19 protein-coding genes, 3 pseudogenes and 1 riboswitch are annotated in these 16,384 nt (G+C 37.8%); of the genes and pseudogenes, 16 read left to right on the forward strand and 6 right to left on the reverse strand.

What is annotated here, in order from left to right:
* Positions 1–103: 103 nt before the first annotated feature.
* From BT1A1_RS08010 to BT1A1_RS18635, 5 genes are all read left to right on the forward strand, one after another.
* Positions 104–352 (forward strand): hypothetical protein, encoded by a 249-nt coding sequence (locus tag BT1A1_RS08010; protein ID WP_034769901.1) that lies wholly within the window; start codon positions 104–106, stop codon positions 350–352.
* Between the two features lie 47 nt (positions 353–399).
* On the forward strand, positions 400–750 hold the full coding sequence (locus BT1A1_RS08015; protein ID WP_034769902.1) for a hypothetical protein: 351 nt from the start codon (positions 400–402) through the stop codon (positions 748–750).
* Positions 751–887: 137 nt separating this feature from the next.
* Positions 888–1,334 carry a YaiI/YqxD family protein gene (locus BT1A1_RS08020; RefSeq protein WP_034769958.1) on the forward strand — a complete coding sequence of 149 codons (447 nt, stop codon included), beginning with the start codon at positions 888–890 and terminating at the stop codon, positions 1,332–1,334.
* A 33-nt stretch (positions 1,335–1,367) separates the two neighbouring features.
* Positions 1,368–1,502, forward strand: a complete 135-nt coding sequence (locus tag BT1A1_RS19470) for a hypothetical protein (RefSeq protein WP_269147490.1) — start codon at positions 1,368–1,370, stop codon at positions 1,500–1,502.
* The gene (locus tag BT1A1_RS18635) at positions 1,469–1,606 is read left to right on the forward strand and encodes a hypothetical protein (protein ID WP_156103201.1); all 138 of its coding nucleotides are present in this window, start codon (positions 1,469–1,471) and stop codon (positions 1,604–1,606) included. Before BT1A1_RS19470 ends, BT1A1_RS18635 begins: the two co-directional genes overlap by 34 nt.
* A 13-nt stretch (positions 1,607–1,619) precedes the next feature.
* Here BT1A1_RS18635 and BT1A1_RS08025 read toward each other — a convergent pair whose 3' ends face one another.
* Positions 1,620–2,018, reverse strand: coding sequence for a hypothetical protein (locus BT1A1_RS08025; protein ID WP_034769905.1), 399 nt, complete (start codon positions 2,016–2,018; stop codon positions 1,620–1,622).
* A gap of 75 nt (positions 2,019–2,093) precedes the next feature.
* Complete coding sequence (locus tag BT1A1_RS08030) at positions 2,094–3,008, reverse strand: CAP domain-containing protein (protein ID WP_231553313.1); 915 nt, start codon at positions 3,006–3,008, stop codon at positions 2,094–2,096.
* 471 nt (positions 3,009–3,479) lie between these two features.
* Between BT1A1_RS08030 and BT1A1_RS19475 the strand changes: the two genes are divergently transcribed.
* The 6 genes and pseudogenes from BT1A1_RS19475 (at position 3,480) to BT1A1_RS08050 (ending at position 6,665) form a co-directional block, all read left to right on the forward strand.
* Entirely contained in the window at positions 3,480–3,581 is a 102-nt protein-coding gene (locus BT1A1_RS19475) for a putative holin-like toxin (RefSeq protein ID WP_268756472.1), read from the forward strand.
* Between the two features lie 445 nt (positions 3,582–4,026).
* Positions 4,027–4,197 carry a metal-sensing transcriptional repressor gene (locus BT1A1_RS19300; RefSeq protein WP_231553317.1) on the forward strand — a complete coding sequence of 57 codons (171 nt, stop codon included), beginning with the start codon at positions 4,027–4,029 and terminating at the stop codon, positions 4,195–4,197.
* 71 nt (positions 4,198–4,268) lie between these two features.
* Positions 4,269–4,766, forward strand: a pseudogene (locus BT1A1_RS08035) (glycogen/starch/alpha-glucan phosphorylase); the annotation flags it as partial.
* 193 nt (positions 4,767–4,959) lie between these two features.
* Entirely contained in the window at positions 4,960–5,220 is a 261-nt protein-coding gene (locus tag BT1A1_RS08040) for a transcriptional regulator SplA domain-containing protein (RefSeq protein ID WP_034769908.1), read from the forward strand.
* A gap of 17 nt (positions 5,221–5,237) precedes the next feature.
* Complete coding sequence (gene splB, locus BT1A1_RS08045) at positions 5,238–6,266, forward strand: spore photoproduct lyase (RefSeq protein WP_034769961.1); 1,029 nt, start codon at positions 5,238–5,240, stop codon at positions 6,264–6,266.
* Between the two features lie 132 nt (positions 6,267–6,398).
* Positions 6,399–6,665 carry a YqhV family protein gene (locus BT1A1_RS08050; protein ID WP_034769963.1) on the forward strand — a complete coding sequence of 89 codons (267 nt, stop codon included), beginning with the start codon at positions 6,399–6,401 and terminating at the stop codon, positions 6,663–6,665.
* Between the two features lie 65 nt (positions 6,666–6,730).
* On the opposite strand, the gene BT1A1_RS08055 is transcribed toward BT1A1_RS08050, so the two are convergent.
* On the reverse strand, positions 6,731–7,486 hold the full coding sequence (locus BT1A1_RS08055) for an acyl-[acyl-carrier-protein] thioesterase (RefSeq protein ID WP_034769909.1): 756 nt from the start codon (positions 7,484–7,486) through the stop codon (positions 6,731–6,733).
* A gap of 191 nt (positions 7,487–7,677) precedes the next feature.
* Between BT1A1_RS08055 and BT1A1_RS08060 the strand changes: the two genes are divergently transcribed.
* Entirely contained in the window at positions 7,678–8,004 is a 327-nt protein-coding gene (locus BT1A1_RS08060) for an ArsR/SmtB family transcription factor (RefSeq protein WP_034769911.1), read from the forward strand.
* 159 nt (positions 8,005–8,163) lie between these two features.
* Entirely contained in the window at positions 8,164–9,108 is a 945-nt protein-coding gene (locus BT1A1_RS08065; RefSeq protein WP_034769912.1) for a cation diffusion facilitator family transporter, read from the forward strand.
* A 96-nt stretch (positions 9,109–9,204) separates the two neighbouring features.
* Here the strand turns inward: BT1A1_RS08065 and BT1A1_RS19480 are convergent, their stop codons facing one another.
* Both BT1A1_RS19480 and BT1A1_RS08070 read right to left on the reverse strand, forming a co-directional pair.
* A complete protein-coding gene (locus tag BT1A1_RS19480) occupies positions 9,205–9,333 on the reverse strand; it encodes a hypothetical protein (RefSeq protein ID WP_255602025.1) in 129 nt (42 codons plus the stop codon).
* Between the two features lie 58 nt (positions 9,334–9,391).
* The gene (locus BT1A1_RS08070) at positions 9,392–10,012 is read right to left on the reverse strand and encodes an FMN-dependent NADH-azoreductase (RefSeq protein WP_034769913.1); all 621 of its coding nucleotides are present in this window, start codon (positions 10,010–10,012) and stop codon (positions 9,392–9,394) included.
* A 304-nt stretch (positions 10,013–10,316) separates the two neighbouring features.
* A riboswitch (SAM riboswitch) is annotated at positions 10,317–10,429 on the forward strand.
* 59 nt (positions 10,430–10,488) lie between these two features.
* Here BT1A1_RS08070 and BT1A1_RS18205 point away from each other — a divergent pair.
* From BT1A1_RS18205 to BT1A1_RS08090, 3 genes and pseudogenes are all read left to right on the forward strand, one after another.
* Positions 10,489–11,955: pseudogene (locus BT1A1_RS18205) on the forward strand (bifunctional homocysteine S-methyltransferase/methylenetetrahydrofolate reductase); the annotation flags it as partial.
* 122 nt (positions 11,956–12,077) lie between these two features.
* Positions 12,078–12,785 (forward strand): annotated as a pseudogene (locus tag BT1A1_RS18210) (vitamin B12 dependent-methionine synthase activation domain-containing protein); the annotation flags it as partial.
* 235 nt (positions 12,786–13,020) lie between these two features.
* Entirely contained in the window at positions 13,021–13,953 is a 933-nt protein-coding gene (locus BT1A1_RS08090) for an aldo/keto reductase (protein WP_034769919.1), read from the forward strand.
* A gap of 320 nt (positions 13,954–14,273) precedes the next feature.
* Here BT1A1_RS08090 and ilvD read toward each other — a convergent pair whose 3' ends face one another.
* Positions 14,274–15,944 carry a dihydroxy-acid dehydratase gene (gene ilvD, locus BT1A1_RS08095; RefSeq protein ID WP_034769964.1) on the reverse strand — a complete coding sequence of 557 codons (1,671 nt, stop codon included), beginning with the start codon at positions 15,942–15,944 and terminating at the stop codon, positions 14,274–14,276.
* Between the last annotated feature and the right edge of the window lie 440 nt (positions 15,945–16,384).

Genomic DNA, 16,384 nt, shown 5'->3' on the forward strand with positions numbered 1-16,384 from the left:
GTTCGGTGAAGTTGGATTGTCCTTTTCATATAATCACAAATTGGTCTTGAGTGATTTTTCATTTTTACGATGTTGATGAACCGGGTGAAGGGAATATGGAAAAATGAAGAGCTTGTACAATCGAGCGGTAAATAAAGTTCAAAGCAAAATTATTGAAGATATTGATCGTTATTTTGAACGGCTTGATGATTTGCCAACACTTGATCAATATTATCATGATCGCAATAATTTTTTACAACAGATTTGGCAAAATATATGGGTAAATGTTGTGCAAGGGGCATACTCGATTAAGGAACGGAAGCAGTATTTGATTGAAAAAGGTGTGCAATTTGAAAGTGCAGATAATAATTAGTTAAAAAATTATTTCAAAGTGAGATAAAGGATGCATATACCTTTGATGTGGAACAATGGCTTAATGATACATTTCCGGTCGCTGTATGGGAGAAAAAGTTTTTTGAAATTAAAAAGATGCAACTAAAAAGAGAAGAAGAAAGAAAGCTGGAAGCCATGCGTGAGGAGCAAGAAAGGATTCTTGAAGAATTGGCTGAACAATGGCTTAGTAACAATGCAAAAAAACTATACATTTATATTCGGTACAAAATCGCACTCGAAGTAAAAAAGGATATGGAAGAGAGACCCAAATATGCGGGAAAAAGCTTCCCTTTCATCACCAATATGCGATATGCGACCGTTGTTATGAGAGACGATTTTTTTATTTTTAACAAGGCCAGTGAAAATCAATTTGAATAAGTATACTTACACAATATACAAGTGGGGTAGACCACATGAATAGAACTAGGTATGGTGTTTGACGGGCGATCTTATGAATTTTTGCATTTTTTAGTGGTCTCATTTTTAACAAAAAGGAATGTTGAGAAGTGGAGAATGTGTTACCGAAAGTATTAGTCGATGCTGACGGGTGTCCTGTCATTGATGAAACAATAAAAGTGGCAAAACAATTTGGCTTACAGGTTTTGCTGTTTTGTGATACATCCCATGCAATTGATCGCCCCGAAGCGGAAACAATTATTGTCTCCAAAGGGGCGGATGCGGTGGACTTTAAGTTAGTTAATCATGTCCGAAAAGGAGATATTATTGTAACGCAAGATTATGGTCTTGCCTCAATGGTCCTTGCAAAAAAAGGATATGCCATCAATCAAAACGGTTGGGAATATACGTCTGAAAATATTGGACAACTTTTAGAATTCAGGTATACTTCACAAAAAATCAGGCGTGCCGGCGGGAGATTAAAAGGCCCGAAGAAGCGTCAAAAAGAAAACGATGAAAAGTTTGAACAAGCATTAACGGAACTTTGTCTTAGAGCGATAAATTAAATTTACGATAATATTATTATGTAAATTTGTGTAGTGACGATAAGTGTTTTCGTCACCATTTTGCGATGGAAAATCAACTTTTTTGGCGATGAACCCCGTTCTCGTCGTCATTTTGAGAAGAAAAGAGCATTATTTTGGCGACGAGATCCATTCTCGTCGTCATTTTAAGCCGAAAAACTTGCTATTTTGGCGACGAGATCCATTCTCGTCGTCATTTTAAGCCGAAAAACTTGCTATTTTGGCGACGAACCCCGTTCTCGTCGCCATTTTGAAGAGAAAATAGCTTTATTTTGGCGACGAACCCCGTTCTCGTCGCCATTTTGAAGAGAAAATAGCTTTATTTTGGCGACGAACCCCGTTCTCGTCGCCATTTTGAGCCGAAAAACTCACTTTTTTGGCGACGAGATCCATTCTCGTCGTCATTTTTTGCCGGAACCCCCATTTTTTGGCGACGAGATCCATTCTCGTCGTCATTTTTTGCCGGAACCCCCATTTTTTGGCGACGAGGCCCTTTCTCGTCGTCAATTTGAGGCCGGAAACTTCACTTTTTGGCGACGAACCCCGTTCTCGTCGCCATTTTGAAGAGAAAAGAGCATTATTTTGACGACGAGAACCAATCTCGTCAGCTTTATGAAGCGAAGATACGAAGATATTGCCTTCATAGAGTTCAACTTTAGCGGTCACTCAGTGAACTCAATTCGGAAGGGTGGCGTTTTTTCATTTATGAGGCGGCATAATGCTGGCCGCCATTTAGGTTTCTTACTTCCCGATAAACATTTGTGTCCAATGGTATCCCTGTGTTTCAAAACCAACTCCTATATGGGTGAAGTTTTTATTTAATATATTAGCACGATGCCCGGAACTGTTCATCCATGCGTTTACTACTTCTTTAGGTGTTTTTTGCCCCTGTGCAATATTTTCTCCTGCCGTCTTGTAAGTAACACCAAAATCACGCATCATATCAAACGGTGATCCATAGGTGGGGCTTGTATGAGAAAAATAATTATTTTGTTGCATATCTTGAGATTTTCTTTGGGCGACATCACTTAATGTCGTATCAATTTGTAAAGGAGCCAATCCGTTTTTTTTCCTTTGTTCGTTTGTTAAGTTTACAACTTGTCTGGCGAATTCCGATATGCCTGCATTTTGATTGGCTTCTGGATTGGTTGTATTTTGTTGGTTTTGATTGTTTGTTCCGGGTGCTCCTGTCTGTCCTTCATTTGGTGGTCCCGCTTGTTGATTATTGTTGCCTTGCCCTCGATTTGTTCCCCCAAAAAATTGGCTGAATTGCCCGCCAAAATATCTTTGGATTCTTTCATTTCGATAACTTATTTGTTCTTCATTGGTTGGTACATAATCATATTTTGCCTCTTGTATTAATATCGGCTTCGTATGGGGATAGTTATTACTGTTCGTTTTTGTTGAAGTTGCTGAAATTTCATTATTGTTTATATCATCTGTCATCTGCCTATCACCATTTGTTCTTCGGTTGGCATGGATTTCGTCATTGGTAACGCTATAATATGGCGAAGTTTGATTAGGTGTCCAACTTTCTTCCATATTCGTATCTCTAACTTGATTATTTTCATTCCCGTTGTCTGCACCAAAATTTCCATTACATCCGGTGAGTAAACTAAAGGTTAACAATAAAACCGGATAATATTTTTTAATCATTAAATATCCCTCCTTTCGTTCGTAGCGGCAATATTAGTTTTCTTATCGGTTGATGATTCTATTATGGTAATTCCAGTCATAAGAGGAACTCAATGGACATCTATAATAAATTAAACGGAGATTATGTAAATTCGGTATAAAAGCTTGCCGGGTTCGATTCGTTATTGATATTAAATTTACATGAAAAAGAAATGCAGATGATTTGTACTATGTAGGATAAAACATAGAAAAGATTGCTGTTCGAATTGGAAAGCGCTTTAGGTGTAAAAGGAAAATTGCAGCAAATGGGGTATCTGCATAAAAGTAGAGTTTGAAAGAAAAAAGTATTGACGATCAGATTCAAGTAGAACTAGGCTGAAAAAATGATATAATTGAGACATACAACTACATAGCAGGGTGGGCAGTGGCCGCAATCTTTCTTTGAATGGAGGTGATGTTTTAAAAACTTCCTTCGAAGGGAGGTGGCCACTGGTGGTTACGTATGAAGCACTAAATTTGATGTTAGCCTTCGGAATGTTTATTTTAACATTCATATCAGTTTTAGTGGCTATCTTTTTCAATAAAAAGAAATAACCCCACCCTTGCACCGACCAAGTGTTTTAAAGGGTAGGGTTTTTCTGCTCTGAAATTCATGCGGTCACTGCTATTCTGGCAGTGTAGTTGTATATATGGATGCCATTTTTAAGGCATCCTTTTTTAGTATCATCTTCTATTTTTATTATATACCAGAAAATGATTTTTACAACTCAATATGCTTGTTTTTGTTAAAAATAAGCCATATTTTTCTTCATGGACGGCAAGATTTGGCCATTGTTTTGTCAGTATAAATAGGGAGCAGATGAAATTGTTCCACTTACGACCATCTCTATCATGTATATTTTCTCTTTACGCAAATAATGGGCTTCGACTTCTCTTTTTTAGTTGTTTTTCTGCATTAATTGCTCTTACCTTTACAAGTTTTTTTAATAATCATATTCCCGAAGGCTTTTATAGTCAAGTGAAAAACCGTTTATAACGGATTGAAGGTCAAATTCGCATTCGCGAGATCTTACATGCAAAAGATTGTAAGGATGTGGTTACCCAATTGTCCGCAACTAGGACAGCGAATGATCGTACCATTGAGGTTATTGCCAGTTCGAACATCTTTGAATGTGTAAAGAACTCTGAAACAAACGGTGCTAAATTGTAAAGTCAAATGCATAAAATTTTTTTAAATCTTGTTAGATTACGGTTGCCTGTAAAAAGCTAATCCTATCAAGGGAAATGATGCGGATTTTGATGGATGAAGAACGATTGAGCTGGGACGATGCATGGAATATTACGACAAAAGTTTTTGCCTATACCAACCATACGACATTAAGTGAGGCAATGGAGACTTGGCCAATCGAAATGTTTCAACAATTGTTACCGAGAATCTACATGATCGTCCATGAAATCAATGAACGGTTTTGTCAACGAATCTGGTATGATTATCCCGAGTTTAGGGAACAGATTCCGGAAATGACAATCATTGCTCGCGGAAAAATACATATGGCGAAACTTGCCATCGTGGGAAGTTTCTCCGTTAATGGAGTTGCCAAGCTTCATACAGAAATTTTAAAAACGAGGGAAATGAAATATTTTTATCAAATGGATTTGGGAAAATTTAACAATAAAACAAATGGGATTGCTCACAGGCGCTGGTTATTGCAGGTTAATCCGAAATTAGCCTCGCTTATTACAGAGGTAATCGGCCCGAATTGGATTATATTCCCCAGGCTTGTTGCAGTAAATTTTAAGAATTGAGTATAAGCGGCTAAGGGACCGAACTGACAAATTGCTAGATCATATTATTTATCATAAATTTTTCTCTTCAAAACGATTGATGAAACATAAATAGTGAAAATTACCAAGCAAAATTTTTTATAATAAAAGTTTTTATAGGCAAAATGTAGATGAAAGAGGTGATTAGATGAACTTTTTTGATGAAAACCATTCTTATCAAGCAGGGGATATTGTCTATGTATTTTATCGCAATCCTCATACACAAGATGTTGCCAATATACAAGAAGCTGCAGTCGTTCGCCATCCCGATAATCCAAATCAACTGGCTATTTTTTTATATGAAACATATTATCCGCTCTCAGATGAAATCGCTATTTTTCAAAGTGAGGAAGAAGCAAAGCAAGCATATCATTATTTTTTTGGTGATGATGAAGAGACTTATTTTTAAAGAAGGGAGTGAAATTGATCGTGAAGCCGTTTATGCCCCGACTAGTTTATTTTGAACCGAAAGCTTTAGAGTATCCGCTCGGAAAACAATTGTTTGATAAATTCGAAAAAATGAATTTAGAAATTCGCTATACGACATCCCACAATCAAATACGTGATTTACCCGGCGATAATGATTTTCAGAAATACCGAGTGGCCAAATCAACATTAGTCGTCGGAGTAAGGAAAACGCTCCGTTTCGATACATCAAAGCCCTCTGCGGAATATGCCATTCCACTTGCGACAGGTTGTATGGGTCATTGCCATTATTGCTATTTACAAACGACAATGGGCAATAAACCGTATATTCGAACGTATGTAAATGTCGAGGAAATTTTTGAAGCTGCTGATAAATATATGGAGGAACGAGCGCCGGAAATAACGAGATTTGAAGCTTCATGTACGTCTGATATTGTTGGGATCGATCATTTAACCCATTCATTAAAGCGAGCGATTGAACATATTGGTGAGTCAGAATATGGCAGGCTCCGGTTTGTGACGAAATTTGATTCCGTCGATCATTTATTAGATGCGAAACATAATGGCAAAACAAGATTCCGCTTTAGTATTAATGCCGATTATGTAATAAAGTACTTTGAACCGGGCACGGCACCATTAACCAAAAGAATTGAAGCAGCCGCAAAAGTTGCCAAAGCCGGCTTTCCATTAGGGTTTATTGTCGCTCCTATCTATTTGCATGAAGGATGGGAAGAAGGTTATTACCATTTATTTGAACGATTGGATGCGGAATTGCCGCAAGAGGTAAGAAAAGATTTAACGTTTGAATTTATCCAGCATCGTTTTACAAAACCGGCCAAACGAGTCATACAAAAAAATTATCCAATGACAAAACTGGAACTGAATGAAGAAGCGAGAAAATATAAGTGGGGAAAATATGGTATAGGCAAATATGTATACAAAGATGATGAGCAATTAGAAATTCAGAAACATTTACATGTATATATGAAAAAGTTTTTTCCGGAAGCAAAGCTGGAATATTTTACATAATATATTTATGGTAAAGACAAAACCGTTATCCCGCACTTTATTGTTTTATGGCGAATAAAAACTTGTCCTTCTTTTTCCTACTGCTTCATATACATTTTATAGTTAGGTAAAGGAGGGCAGAACATGTTTCAAATGTTCGAAAAGGCAATTTTAGGGATGGCATTTTTACGCATTTTTTCCGGATCCTTAGAAATATTAGTTGCACTAATTATTTTGAAGTTAAACAATGTAGAGAAAGCTTTAGTTGTCAATAGCTCTTTAGCATTGATCGGACCGCTTATTTTAATTACGACAACGTCCATTGGTTTAATCGGGATGGCAGATAAAATTTCTTTTACAAAAATTATTTGGGTATTTATCGGAATTGCCTTTATTCTGTATGGAGTAAAGAGTGGCTAGAAAGAAAATCATAGTGATGAGGCTCCCTAATAAAATAAAGAGCCTCATTTCAAAAGATGGACGAATTATCTTTCGCTTATTTCTACTGTCGCTTTAAAAACAGTATTTCCGGATTCTCCCTTTTGACCTTCGATATAAATTTTGTTTTCACGGGATTCTGATACATCACGAAATAATGTGATGGTATCGCCCGGTAAGGCTTCATTAATAAAATTTACTTCAATCGCCTTTACTTCAAATTGCCGGTGATTTTCGATCGGAAAACAATCCATTGCATAGTCAACATATCTGGAATTGTTTAAATGTCCGTTAAAATCTACATCACTATACCCGATTACTTTTTGATATACTTTTTCAAGATGTCCATAGCCATTCAATTTCCCCAGTTTTTTCTCAAGAGCTCTTTCTTTAATGACACTTGGATAATGAATGCCAATTGCATCATTGCGTTTCAGTCTCCGTTGATGGATATCCATTAATACCCAGACCGAAACCGCCCGGATGATGACTTCTCCATTGGCGTCACGGACAAGATAATCTCTTTCAAATTCGATTCGTTTAGGTTCTAACGGCCAAGTCTCAATTGTTATTTTCTCGTCCCATTCCGGCATTCGGGTAATTTCAACACGAATTCGAATTAAAACCCAACTTACCCCAAATTGGCTTTCCAGTTGTTCAATTCCATAACCTAATTCGACTGAGGCCAGACTTGCGACATCTTGAAAATAGCTAAAAAGGGTGCTTAATTTCACTTTTTTTGTAAAATCAACATCGCGTAAATCAACATGAATTTTTGACTGGAAACGAATATTTTGTTCCATAATGAATCCTCTTTTCTATATGTCCATTATTGGAGTTTGTAATGAAGTATAAGTTTATCGTAACAAATGAATAAAAAATTTGCTATCCCTGACCAAATTTGCTTACTGAAAAAGTTCATCTGGATTTAACTGGATTAATATATGAATATATGTTAATATATGAATATAAGAATATGGAAGGTGATCATTTTATGGGGGAAGATGAAAGACTCGAGAAACCGAATGAGAAAGATTTAGACGAGGAAACATTATTTGTCGTTTCACAGACCTTTAAAGCATTGAGCGATCCGACCCGAATTCGGATTCTAAATCTGCTTTTCGAAAAGGAATATGCGGTAAATGAAATTGCTGAAGCATTAGGATTACGACAATCGACCGTATCCCATCAATTACGTTTTTTAAAAAATTTACGACTTGTGAAGTACCGTCGAGAGAAAACGACCTTATATTATTCCTATGACGATAACCATGTCATGGATTTATTAAAACAAGCAATTGAACATGCACGCCATGAATAAAATGTCTTATGTTTACACAGATTCGTCAGTGACCATTTTTTCTTTTTAAGATAGGATAATATGGCCGGAGGAAAAATTTTTTCGCTGGAACATTCCTATATGAACATGGATAAATATATTGGAAGTAAAAAAATATGCTTCATACGTAGGGGGATTAAAATGTCAAACCATCATGGCCATAGCCATTCCCATACAGGAAATAAAAAAGCCTTATTGATAAGTTTTTTGATCATAACAGGATATATGATTGTTGAAGCAATTGGCGGGTTATTAACGAACAGCTTAGCACTTCTTTCCGATGCCGGTCATATGTTAAGCGATTCAATTTCATTGGGGATTGGATTATTAGCATTTACTTTTGGGGAAAAAGTTGCAAATTATAGTAAAACATACGGATATAAACGATTGGAAATATTGGCGGCCTTTTTTAATGGTCTAGCGCTTATTGTGATTGCCGTGTTTATCATTTATGAGGCAATTGGCAGATTTTCCAACCCGCCGGAAATTGCGTCAACAGGTATGTTTGTAATCGGGATTATTGGTTTATTCGTCAATATTCTTGTTGCTTGGATTATGATGCGCCAAGGTGATACGCATGAAAATTTAAATTTGCATGCAGCATTTTTGCATGTAATAAGCGATATGTTAGGTTCGATAGGAGCAATTGTTGCGGCCATTCTCATTATGCTATTTGGTTGGGGTTGGGCCGATCCGGTTGCCAGTCTTATTGTTGCCGTCTTAGTTTTGAACAGTGGTTGGCGGGTTACCATGGATTCTCTTCATATCTTAATGGAGGGGACACCGCAAAATATTGATATTGATGACATTGTAAACACAATGATAAACATACCCGGAGTAATCAGTGTTCATGATTTGCATGTATGGAGCATTACGAGCGGAAGCAATGCCCTATCCTGCCATGCTGTTGTTGACGGGGATTTATCGATCACTGATTGTCAAAAGATTTTACGGAACATTGAACATGAATTGGCTCATAAAGGGATTCAACATGTCACCGTTCAAATGGAGAACAGTGAAAATCCCCATGAAAATTCAGTTATGTGTAGGACCCAATATGAAGTTCACCTTCACCATCAACATTAAAAAAGCAATTGGAAAACAATAAAACGCCTTCGTAGGCGTTTTATTTGTGGCATCAGTGGGATAAAAAACCCCACCGATGGAAGTTTCACTTTACTGTTATTTCTTCTTAGTTGTTTTTAACAATTTTTCCTCTTTACTGTTACCGCCGTAATCGGGCAATTGTCCGGCATGGGTTTCGTGATATTTTGATCCGGAGTCATTATGATTGTGATCGTCCTTTACCAAAAGACTCACCTCCATCTATCTTTGTTGTTCATCCTAAATAGAGAATAAACAGTCATTCCTAAAAAGCTTTCGCCAATTGTTGGGCTTTTTCGACTGCTTTTTCTACAATTTCATCGGCTTTTTCCGGGTTATGGTCCATCCCTTCAACAAATAGTTGATGAAAGTCGGTCACACCTAAAAAGGTAAAAATCGTTTTCACATATTGGCTGGCCGGGTCTGAACCATTATATACTCCTCCGTTTGCTTGAATATGTAGGACTTTTTTTCCTTTCACAATACCGACCGATCCGGTTTCCGTATACTTAAATGTTTTCCCGGCCACGGTAATACAGTCAATCCAAGCTTTTAATCGTGTCGGTATACTTAAGTTCCACAACGGGTTCGCAATAATAATTTTATCTTGTTGCAGAAATTCTTCCGTATATGAATTGAACATATTTACCTTCTGCTGTTGGGAATCAGATAACGAATCAAAAGGTTTTCCTTGATTCAAATCATTCCATGCATTAAGCAGGTCTCGGTCAATCTCAGGGACGTTTACGTGATATAAATTCATATCTTCAATCTTATGGTCCGGGTGTATCTCTTTATAAGCGTTAAGGAAGGCATCGGTTACTTTCATAGACCGAGAAACTTCTTGATTTAGCGGGTGTGCCCTGACAATTAAAACATTTACCATTATTTTTTCTCCTCTCGAAACCAATCTATCTTTTTCACTTGATATTAGTAGTATAAGCGCAATGTTCATTTTTATCAAAAGTTTTTGCAACAAAATAATGGGTGAAAATTAGGAATATTATTAGGAAAAATTTGGTTTGAACTATTTGCCCGGTTTCTAACCGACTTTGACTGAACAAGATTGGAATAGACGAATGGCCAAAAAAAGACAAAAATATTTTATGAAGTTTTCATTTTTTTATTGATTATTTTATCAAAATTCGTTAAAGTAAGAGTAATTTATATTAGAAAAAGTAAATGGATGATTCTTATCAAGAGAAGTGGAGGGACTGGCCCGATGAAGCTTCAGCAACCGGATACCCATGGGTACCACGGTGCTAAATCCAACGTGCTTTCTTTTCGGCACGAAAGATAAGAAGAAGATTAGATAAAAAAGTCTTCTTCTTTGGAAGGCTTTTTTCTATTGGGGGGAACACAATGGGATTAATACAAGATCTTGAAAAGCAAATTTTGATAGCGGACGGCGCTATGGGAACACTGTTGTATTCATACGGGATTGATCGTTGTTTTGAAGAACTAAATGTATCAAATCCGCAAGAAATTGAACGGATTCATAGGGAGTATATTGAAGCGGGAGCCAAGATCATTCAAACCAATACATATGGAGCAAATCGGATCAAACTTGCCCGTTACGGATTGGAAAACGAAGTACAAGAAATTAACGCAAAAGCAGTTGAAATCGCAAAAAAAACGGTAAAGACAAGCGGTAAGCCGGTTTATGTTCTCGGTACAATCGGCGGGATCCGGACTTTCCAAAAAGCAATTTTTTCAACAAATGATATTTTACAAAGCTTCGAGGAACAATTGGACATATTACTGAAAGAACAAGTGGACGGAATCTTATTAGAAACCTATTATGATTTAGATGAAATAAAAGCGGTTCTCGAAGTAGCAAGAAAGAAAACAGATTTACCGATAATGGCAAATGTTTCTTTACATGAAAAGGGTGTATTGCAAAACGGGACTCCTTTGGCGAAAGGTTTCAACCAACTTATTGATCTTGGCGCAAATATCGTTGGACTGAATTGTCGGCTCGGACCATACCATATGATTCAACCATTTGAGGAGATCACTATACCGAATGATGCATTTTTATCTGCTTAACCAAGTGGAAGTTTACCAAGTATGGAAGATGGACGATTAGTATATGAGTCGGATGAACAATACTTTTATGAAGCAGCGATTCAATTCGTAAAAGAAGGGGTCTGTTTATTGGGAGGATGTTGCGGGACAAGACCCGAACATATTAGAGCAATGGCTGAGGCGGTGAAAAATCTTTCTCCGGTCACTGAGAAAAAAGTTATTAAAGAAAAACCAATCATTCAATTAATACAAATTCAACAAGTTCATGAACTGTCTCTAGTTGATATCGTAAAAAGTAGAAGATCGGTTATTGTTGAATTTGATCCGTCTAAAACATTGCCGATGAGTCAATTTTTATCAGGGGTCAATGTGTTAAAAAATGCAAAGATTGACGCAATTACACTTGCGGATAATTCTTTGGCATCACCGCAGATTAATAATGTTGCTTGTGCACAAATTGTGAAGAATCGTTATCATCTCCGCCCGATTGTTCATTTAACTTGCCGGGACCGGAATTTAATCGGTATTCAATCACATTTAATGGGATTACATGCGTTAGGTATCCATGACATTTTAGCATTAACCGGTGATCCGACAAAATTGGTGTCTTTTCCCGGAGCTTCATCGGTTTTTGATTTGACTTCATTTGATTTAATTCGGTTAATTAAGCAATTTAATGAAGGTTTATCCTATTCCGGAACATCTTTAGGAGAAAAAACAAATTTCACAGTAGCGGCTGCTTTTAACCCTCATGTAAAAATTATTTTTTCTGCCAAAATCCGTTCTTCTTCGGGAATCGAGGCATACCTTTCTAATTTTTCTGTATTCACAATTGCATAGTCTAACCCTGCTTGTGTAAAGTGATATAAAAAAACTGCAATCTTTGGAAGAACGGCTGGCGCAATATGTTGTGGAAGGGACAAAACAATTTTGGACAAAAAGGAAATATTAACAAAAAGCTGGCTGAAAATCACGTAAAGGCAGTGGAAATAAAGGCAGTGATCGATGAATTGTTCGAATTAGGAAAAGTGGAAAATTGGTTCCGACCGTCTGCAATTTACCGATTTTTCCCTGCTTATCGTGAAGGAAATTCCATCCATATTCTGGATTCAGAAACGAAAAAAACAATCATCGAAACTTTCAACTTTCCACGACAAGAATAGCCGCCATATTTATGTATTGCTGATTATGTGAGTGAACAAACGGAGGATACTCCTCATGACTATATAGCTTTGTTTGCAGTAACAGCCGGGGAAAATATTCGCAAGTTAGCTATTCAGTTTAAGGAAAAGGGTGAATTTTTTAAAAATCATGTAATTCAGGCCATGGCATTGGAACTGGCAGAAGGGTTAGCAGAACGAACTCACCAATTAATTCGCGATCGTTGGGGATTTCCGGATCCGCTCGATTTTTCAATGAAAGATTGTTTTCAGGCAAAATATCAAGGTCAACGGTTTTCATTCGGATATCCGGCATGTCCAGATTTAGAAGACCAAGCGAAATTATTTAAATTACTGCAACCTGAAAAATTTGGCATCCAGTTGACGGAAGGGTTTATGATGGAGCCGGAAGCCTCTGTTACTGCATTTGTTGTCGCTCACCCCGAAGCGAGATATTTTAATGTCCTGTAAGACAAGTTATAATGTTAAGTTTGGGATGGAGATAAAGGATTGTATCAATTGTTTGAAAGAAACTGTAATACAAATAAATAAATCTTAAGTAGGGGATGTTGAAAGGTTTGCATTTGACCTTTTGGACATCCCTTTGTTGATATTTGGAAAAACAGGGAATTGTTCATGAACTTGTAATTATTTTTAGACTTAAATATGGTAAGCTAAATGTAGAAATGATATAGAGGTGGGAATGATGAAAAGAGTTCAACTTGGTAAAAGTGATTTACAAGCTCCTAATATTGCCTTAGGCTGTATGGGAATGTGGAAACTATCCGTAAAAGAAGCAGAAAAAGTTATTCATCATGCACTGGAACTTGGTATTGATTTTTTTGACCACGCGGATATTTATGGCGGGGGAAAATCAGAAGAAATTTTTGCGGAAGCGATTGCTTCAAATCCTTCCATTCGTGAAAACATGATTTTGGAATCAAAAGCCGGAATCAGACAGGAAAACGGGACGAACATCTGCTTTGATTTTTCGAAAAAACATATTATAGAATCTGTTGAAGGCAGTTTAAAACGATTGAAGACGGATTACATCGATATCTTTTTACTTCATCGCCCGGATGCTTTAATGGAGCCGGAGGAAGTGGCAGAAGCATTCACTGTATTGAAAGAAAGCGGGAAAGTAAGATATTTTGGTGTCAGTAATCAAAACCCAATGCAAATCGAACTTCTAAAAAAGTATGTTAAGCAAGATTTAATTATTAATCAGTTGCAATTGAGTGTCATGCACACGGGTATGATTGATGCCGGATTAAACGTAAATATGACAAATGCTGTTGGAATCAATCGGGATGATTCAGTACTTGATTATTGCCGTCTAAATAATATAACTGTTCAAGCATGGTCACCATTCAGATACGGTCAATTTGAAGGGTTTTTTATCGATAATGAAAAATTCCCGGAATTAAATGCCAAACTTCAAGAAGTAGGAGACAAATACGGCGTAGATAAATCAGCTATTGCCGTCAGCTGGATTTTACGGCATCCTGCAAAAATTCAAACGATTGTTGGCACAATGCGACCGGAACGTTTGACCTCAATTGCTAAAGCTTCTGATATCGTATTGACACGGGAAGAATGGTACGATATTTATCTTTCGGCAGGTCATCAATTGCCGTAATTAATTAGAAATAAAAAAATCATCACAAAGAACGGGAGGTAAAACAATATTTTTTGTTTCTGCCTCCTTTCGTGTTGATATATTGCTTGCTGCTAACGCCGAGATAAAATGCTAGAGCATATTTGTCCTTTAAAAAATTGGGTTCTTTCCTCGAAAAATATGTTACCAATTCAATTGGACTCGACCACTAAAAAATCGGACGTTTTACTGGAACACTCCACTGCCCTAGCCATGTAGCAGGGAAGGTGAAAAACGCCGACAGGGAGATAATGGCATTGAAAAAGCTATCCGTTTATCGTACGGATAGCTAAAACGATATTTTAAATTTTCATTACGCCTCCTGTACTTGCAGAAGTAACAAGTTTTGAGTAGCGAGCCAAATAGCCCTTTTTCACTTTTAGTTCAAAACCTTTCCATTCCGCTTTCCGTTTTTCAAATTCTTCATCAGAAATTTCAAGGGTAATTTTTCGGTTATTTAAATCCAGTTCAATCATATCTCCGTCTTTTACAAAAGCAATTGGACCACCCTCAGCGGCTTCAGGAGAAATATGACCGATGGAGATTCCGCGGGATGCACCGGAAAAACGTCCGTCGGTAATTAAACCGACCTTTGCCCCAAGTCCGCGACCAACAATCTGGGAGGTAGGTGCCAACATTTCCGGCATTCCCGGTCCGCCTTTTGGTCCTTCATAACGGATAACAACGACATGACCTTCTTTTACTTTTCCGGAAATAATACCGGACAATGCTTCCTCCTGGGAGTCAAAGCAAATCGCCGGTCCGCGATGATAACCCCCGACTGAAGGATCCACCGCCCCCACTTTTACAATGGCACCATCCGGGGCAAGATTCCCAAATAATACGGCAAGTCCGCCTGTTTCAGAATGTGGGTTATCTAATGGGTGAATCACATCTTTATTGATAATTTCACAACCCGACACATTTTCACGAATCGTTTTTCCTGATACCGATAAGCAATCACCATTAAATGCGCCCGGCTTTTTCAAAAGTTCATTAATAATGGCACTGACACCACCGGCCTGATGGACATCTTCAATATGATAATCGGAGGCCGGAGCAATTTTAGCTAAATGAGGAACCCGGTTTGCTATTTCATTAATTCGATTTAACGGATAATCGATTTCTGCTTCATGTGCTAGGGCAAGGGTATGCAAAACGGTATTTGTCGAGCCACCCATCGCCATATCCAAACTGAAAGCATTATCGATAGATTCCATAGTTACGATATCTCTTGGTTTAAGATCTTTTTTGATTAGTTCCATTAATTGTTTGGCAGAACGTCTGGCAAATTCTTTCCGCTCTTCTGTATCGGCCAAAATCGTACCATTTCCCGGTAAGGCGAGACCTAAAGCCTCTGCAAGACAGTTCATCGAGTTTGCTGTGAACATCCCGGAACAGGAACCGCAAGACGGACAGGCAAATTGTTCAATTTCTTGCAATCGGTCTACACTGATTTTGCCTGATTGATAAGCACCAACGCCCTCGAATACAGATGTTAGAGAAAGCGGGTTCCCTTGACTGTCCCGACCGGCTCTCATTGGACCACCGCTGACGAAAATGGTTGGGATATTAACCCGTAGTGCTCCCATCAGCATTCCCGGTGTAATTTTGTCACAGTTCGGGATACAAATCATTCCGTCAAACCAGTGTGCAGATACAACAGTTTCAACAGAATCGGCAATGATTTCCCGGCTAGGAAGTGAGTATCTCATGCCGATATGACCCATGGCGATTCCGTCATCCACACCAATTGTATTCATCTCAAACGGAACGCCACCCGCTTCACGGATCGCTTCTTTCACGACTTTTCCAAACTCTTGTAAATGGACATGTCCAGGAACAATATCAATATAGGAATTGACAACCGCAATGAACGGTTTGCCAAAATCTTCCGGTTTTACGCCGGCAGCACGAAGAAGACTTCTGTGCGGTGCCCGATCGACTCCTTTTTTAATCATGTCACTACGCATTTCTACCAACTTAATTACCTCGCTTTCAAGAAGATTACTATTCAACCAATTTTTGAACTTTTTCCTATTTTAACACTGTTGTCGGAATATGTGTAGTTTAAATTTTTGTGTACGTTAAGAAATTATAAATTTCGGAAAGGATGGGAATTTGCTTGATTTAAATGCAAGTGTACGGGAAAAGCAACGAAGACAGGGGAGGTTTTAAAGGCAATTTCAGAACGCTTTGTCCGATAGAGCACTGTTTGGTCACTCCTATGGGACATTTTAGCTTCAATTTCCGATTAATTTGTCCCATAGGGCTGGTCCATGAGACATTTCTGTTCGCTTTTCCGGCGTTTTTGTCCCATAGAAAGCGTTTCGGCCACTCCTATGGGACCATAAAGCAATTCCACTGCACATTTCTGTACTTACTTTATTACTTCAGAAGGTTTGGTCCTACG

The organism is Caldibacillus thermoamylovorans (assembly GCF_000751775.1).
GTDB classification, from domain to species: domain Bacteria; phylum Bacillota; class Bacilli; order Bacillales; family Caldibacillaceae; genus Caldifermentibacillus; species Caldifermentibacillus hisashii.

What these genes read in the sequence shown, in the direction of transcription:
- BT1A1_RS08010 (WP_034769901.1), top strand. Translation starts at nt 104, where the DNA reads ATGAAGAGCTTGTACAATCGAGCGGTAAATAAAGTTCAAAGCAAAATT.
- BT1A1_RS08050 (WP_034769963.1), top strand. Translation starts at nt 6,399, where the DNA reads ATGTTCGAAAAGGCAATTTTAGGGATGGCATTTTTACGCATTTTTTCC.
- ilvD (WP_034769964.1), bottom strand. Translation starts at nt 15,944, where the DNA reads ATGCGTAGTGACATGATTAAAAAAGGAGTCGATCGGGCACCGCACAGA.
- BT1A1_RS08090 (WP_034769919.1), top strand. Translation starts at nt 13,021, where the DNA reads ATGAAAAGAGTTCAACTTGGTAAAAGTGATTTACAAGCTCCTAATATT.
- BT1A1_RS08030 (WP_231553313.1), bottom strand. Translation starts at nt 3,008, where the DNA reads ATGATTAAAAAATATTATCCGGTTTTATTGTTAACCTTTAGTTTACTC.
- BT1A1_RS08070 (WP_034769913.1), bottom strand. Translation starts at nt 10,012, where the DNA reads ATGGTAAATGTTTTAATTGTCAGGGCACACCCGCTAAATCAAGAAGTT.
- BT1A1_RS08065 (WP_034769912.1), top strand. Translation starts at nt 8,164, where the DNA reads ATGTCAAACCATCATGGCCATAGCCATTCCCATACAGGAAATAAAAAA.
- BT1A1_RS08055 (WP_034769909.1), bottom strand. Translation starts at nt 7,486, where the DNA reads ATGGAACAAAATATTCGTTTCCAGTCAAAAATTCATGTTGATTTACGC.
- BT1A1_RS08040 (WP_034769908.1), top strand. Translation starts at nt 4,960, where the DNA reads ATGAACTTTTTTGATGAAAACCATTCTTATCAAGCAGGGGATATTGTC.
- BT1A1_RS08060 (WP_034769911.1), top strand. Translation starts at nt 7,678, where the DNA reads ATGGGGGAAGATGAAAGACTCGAGAAACCGAATGAGAAAGATTTAGAC.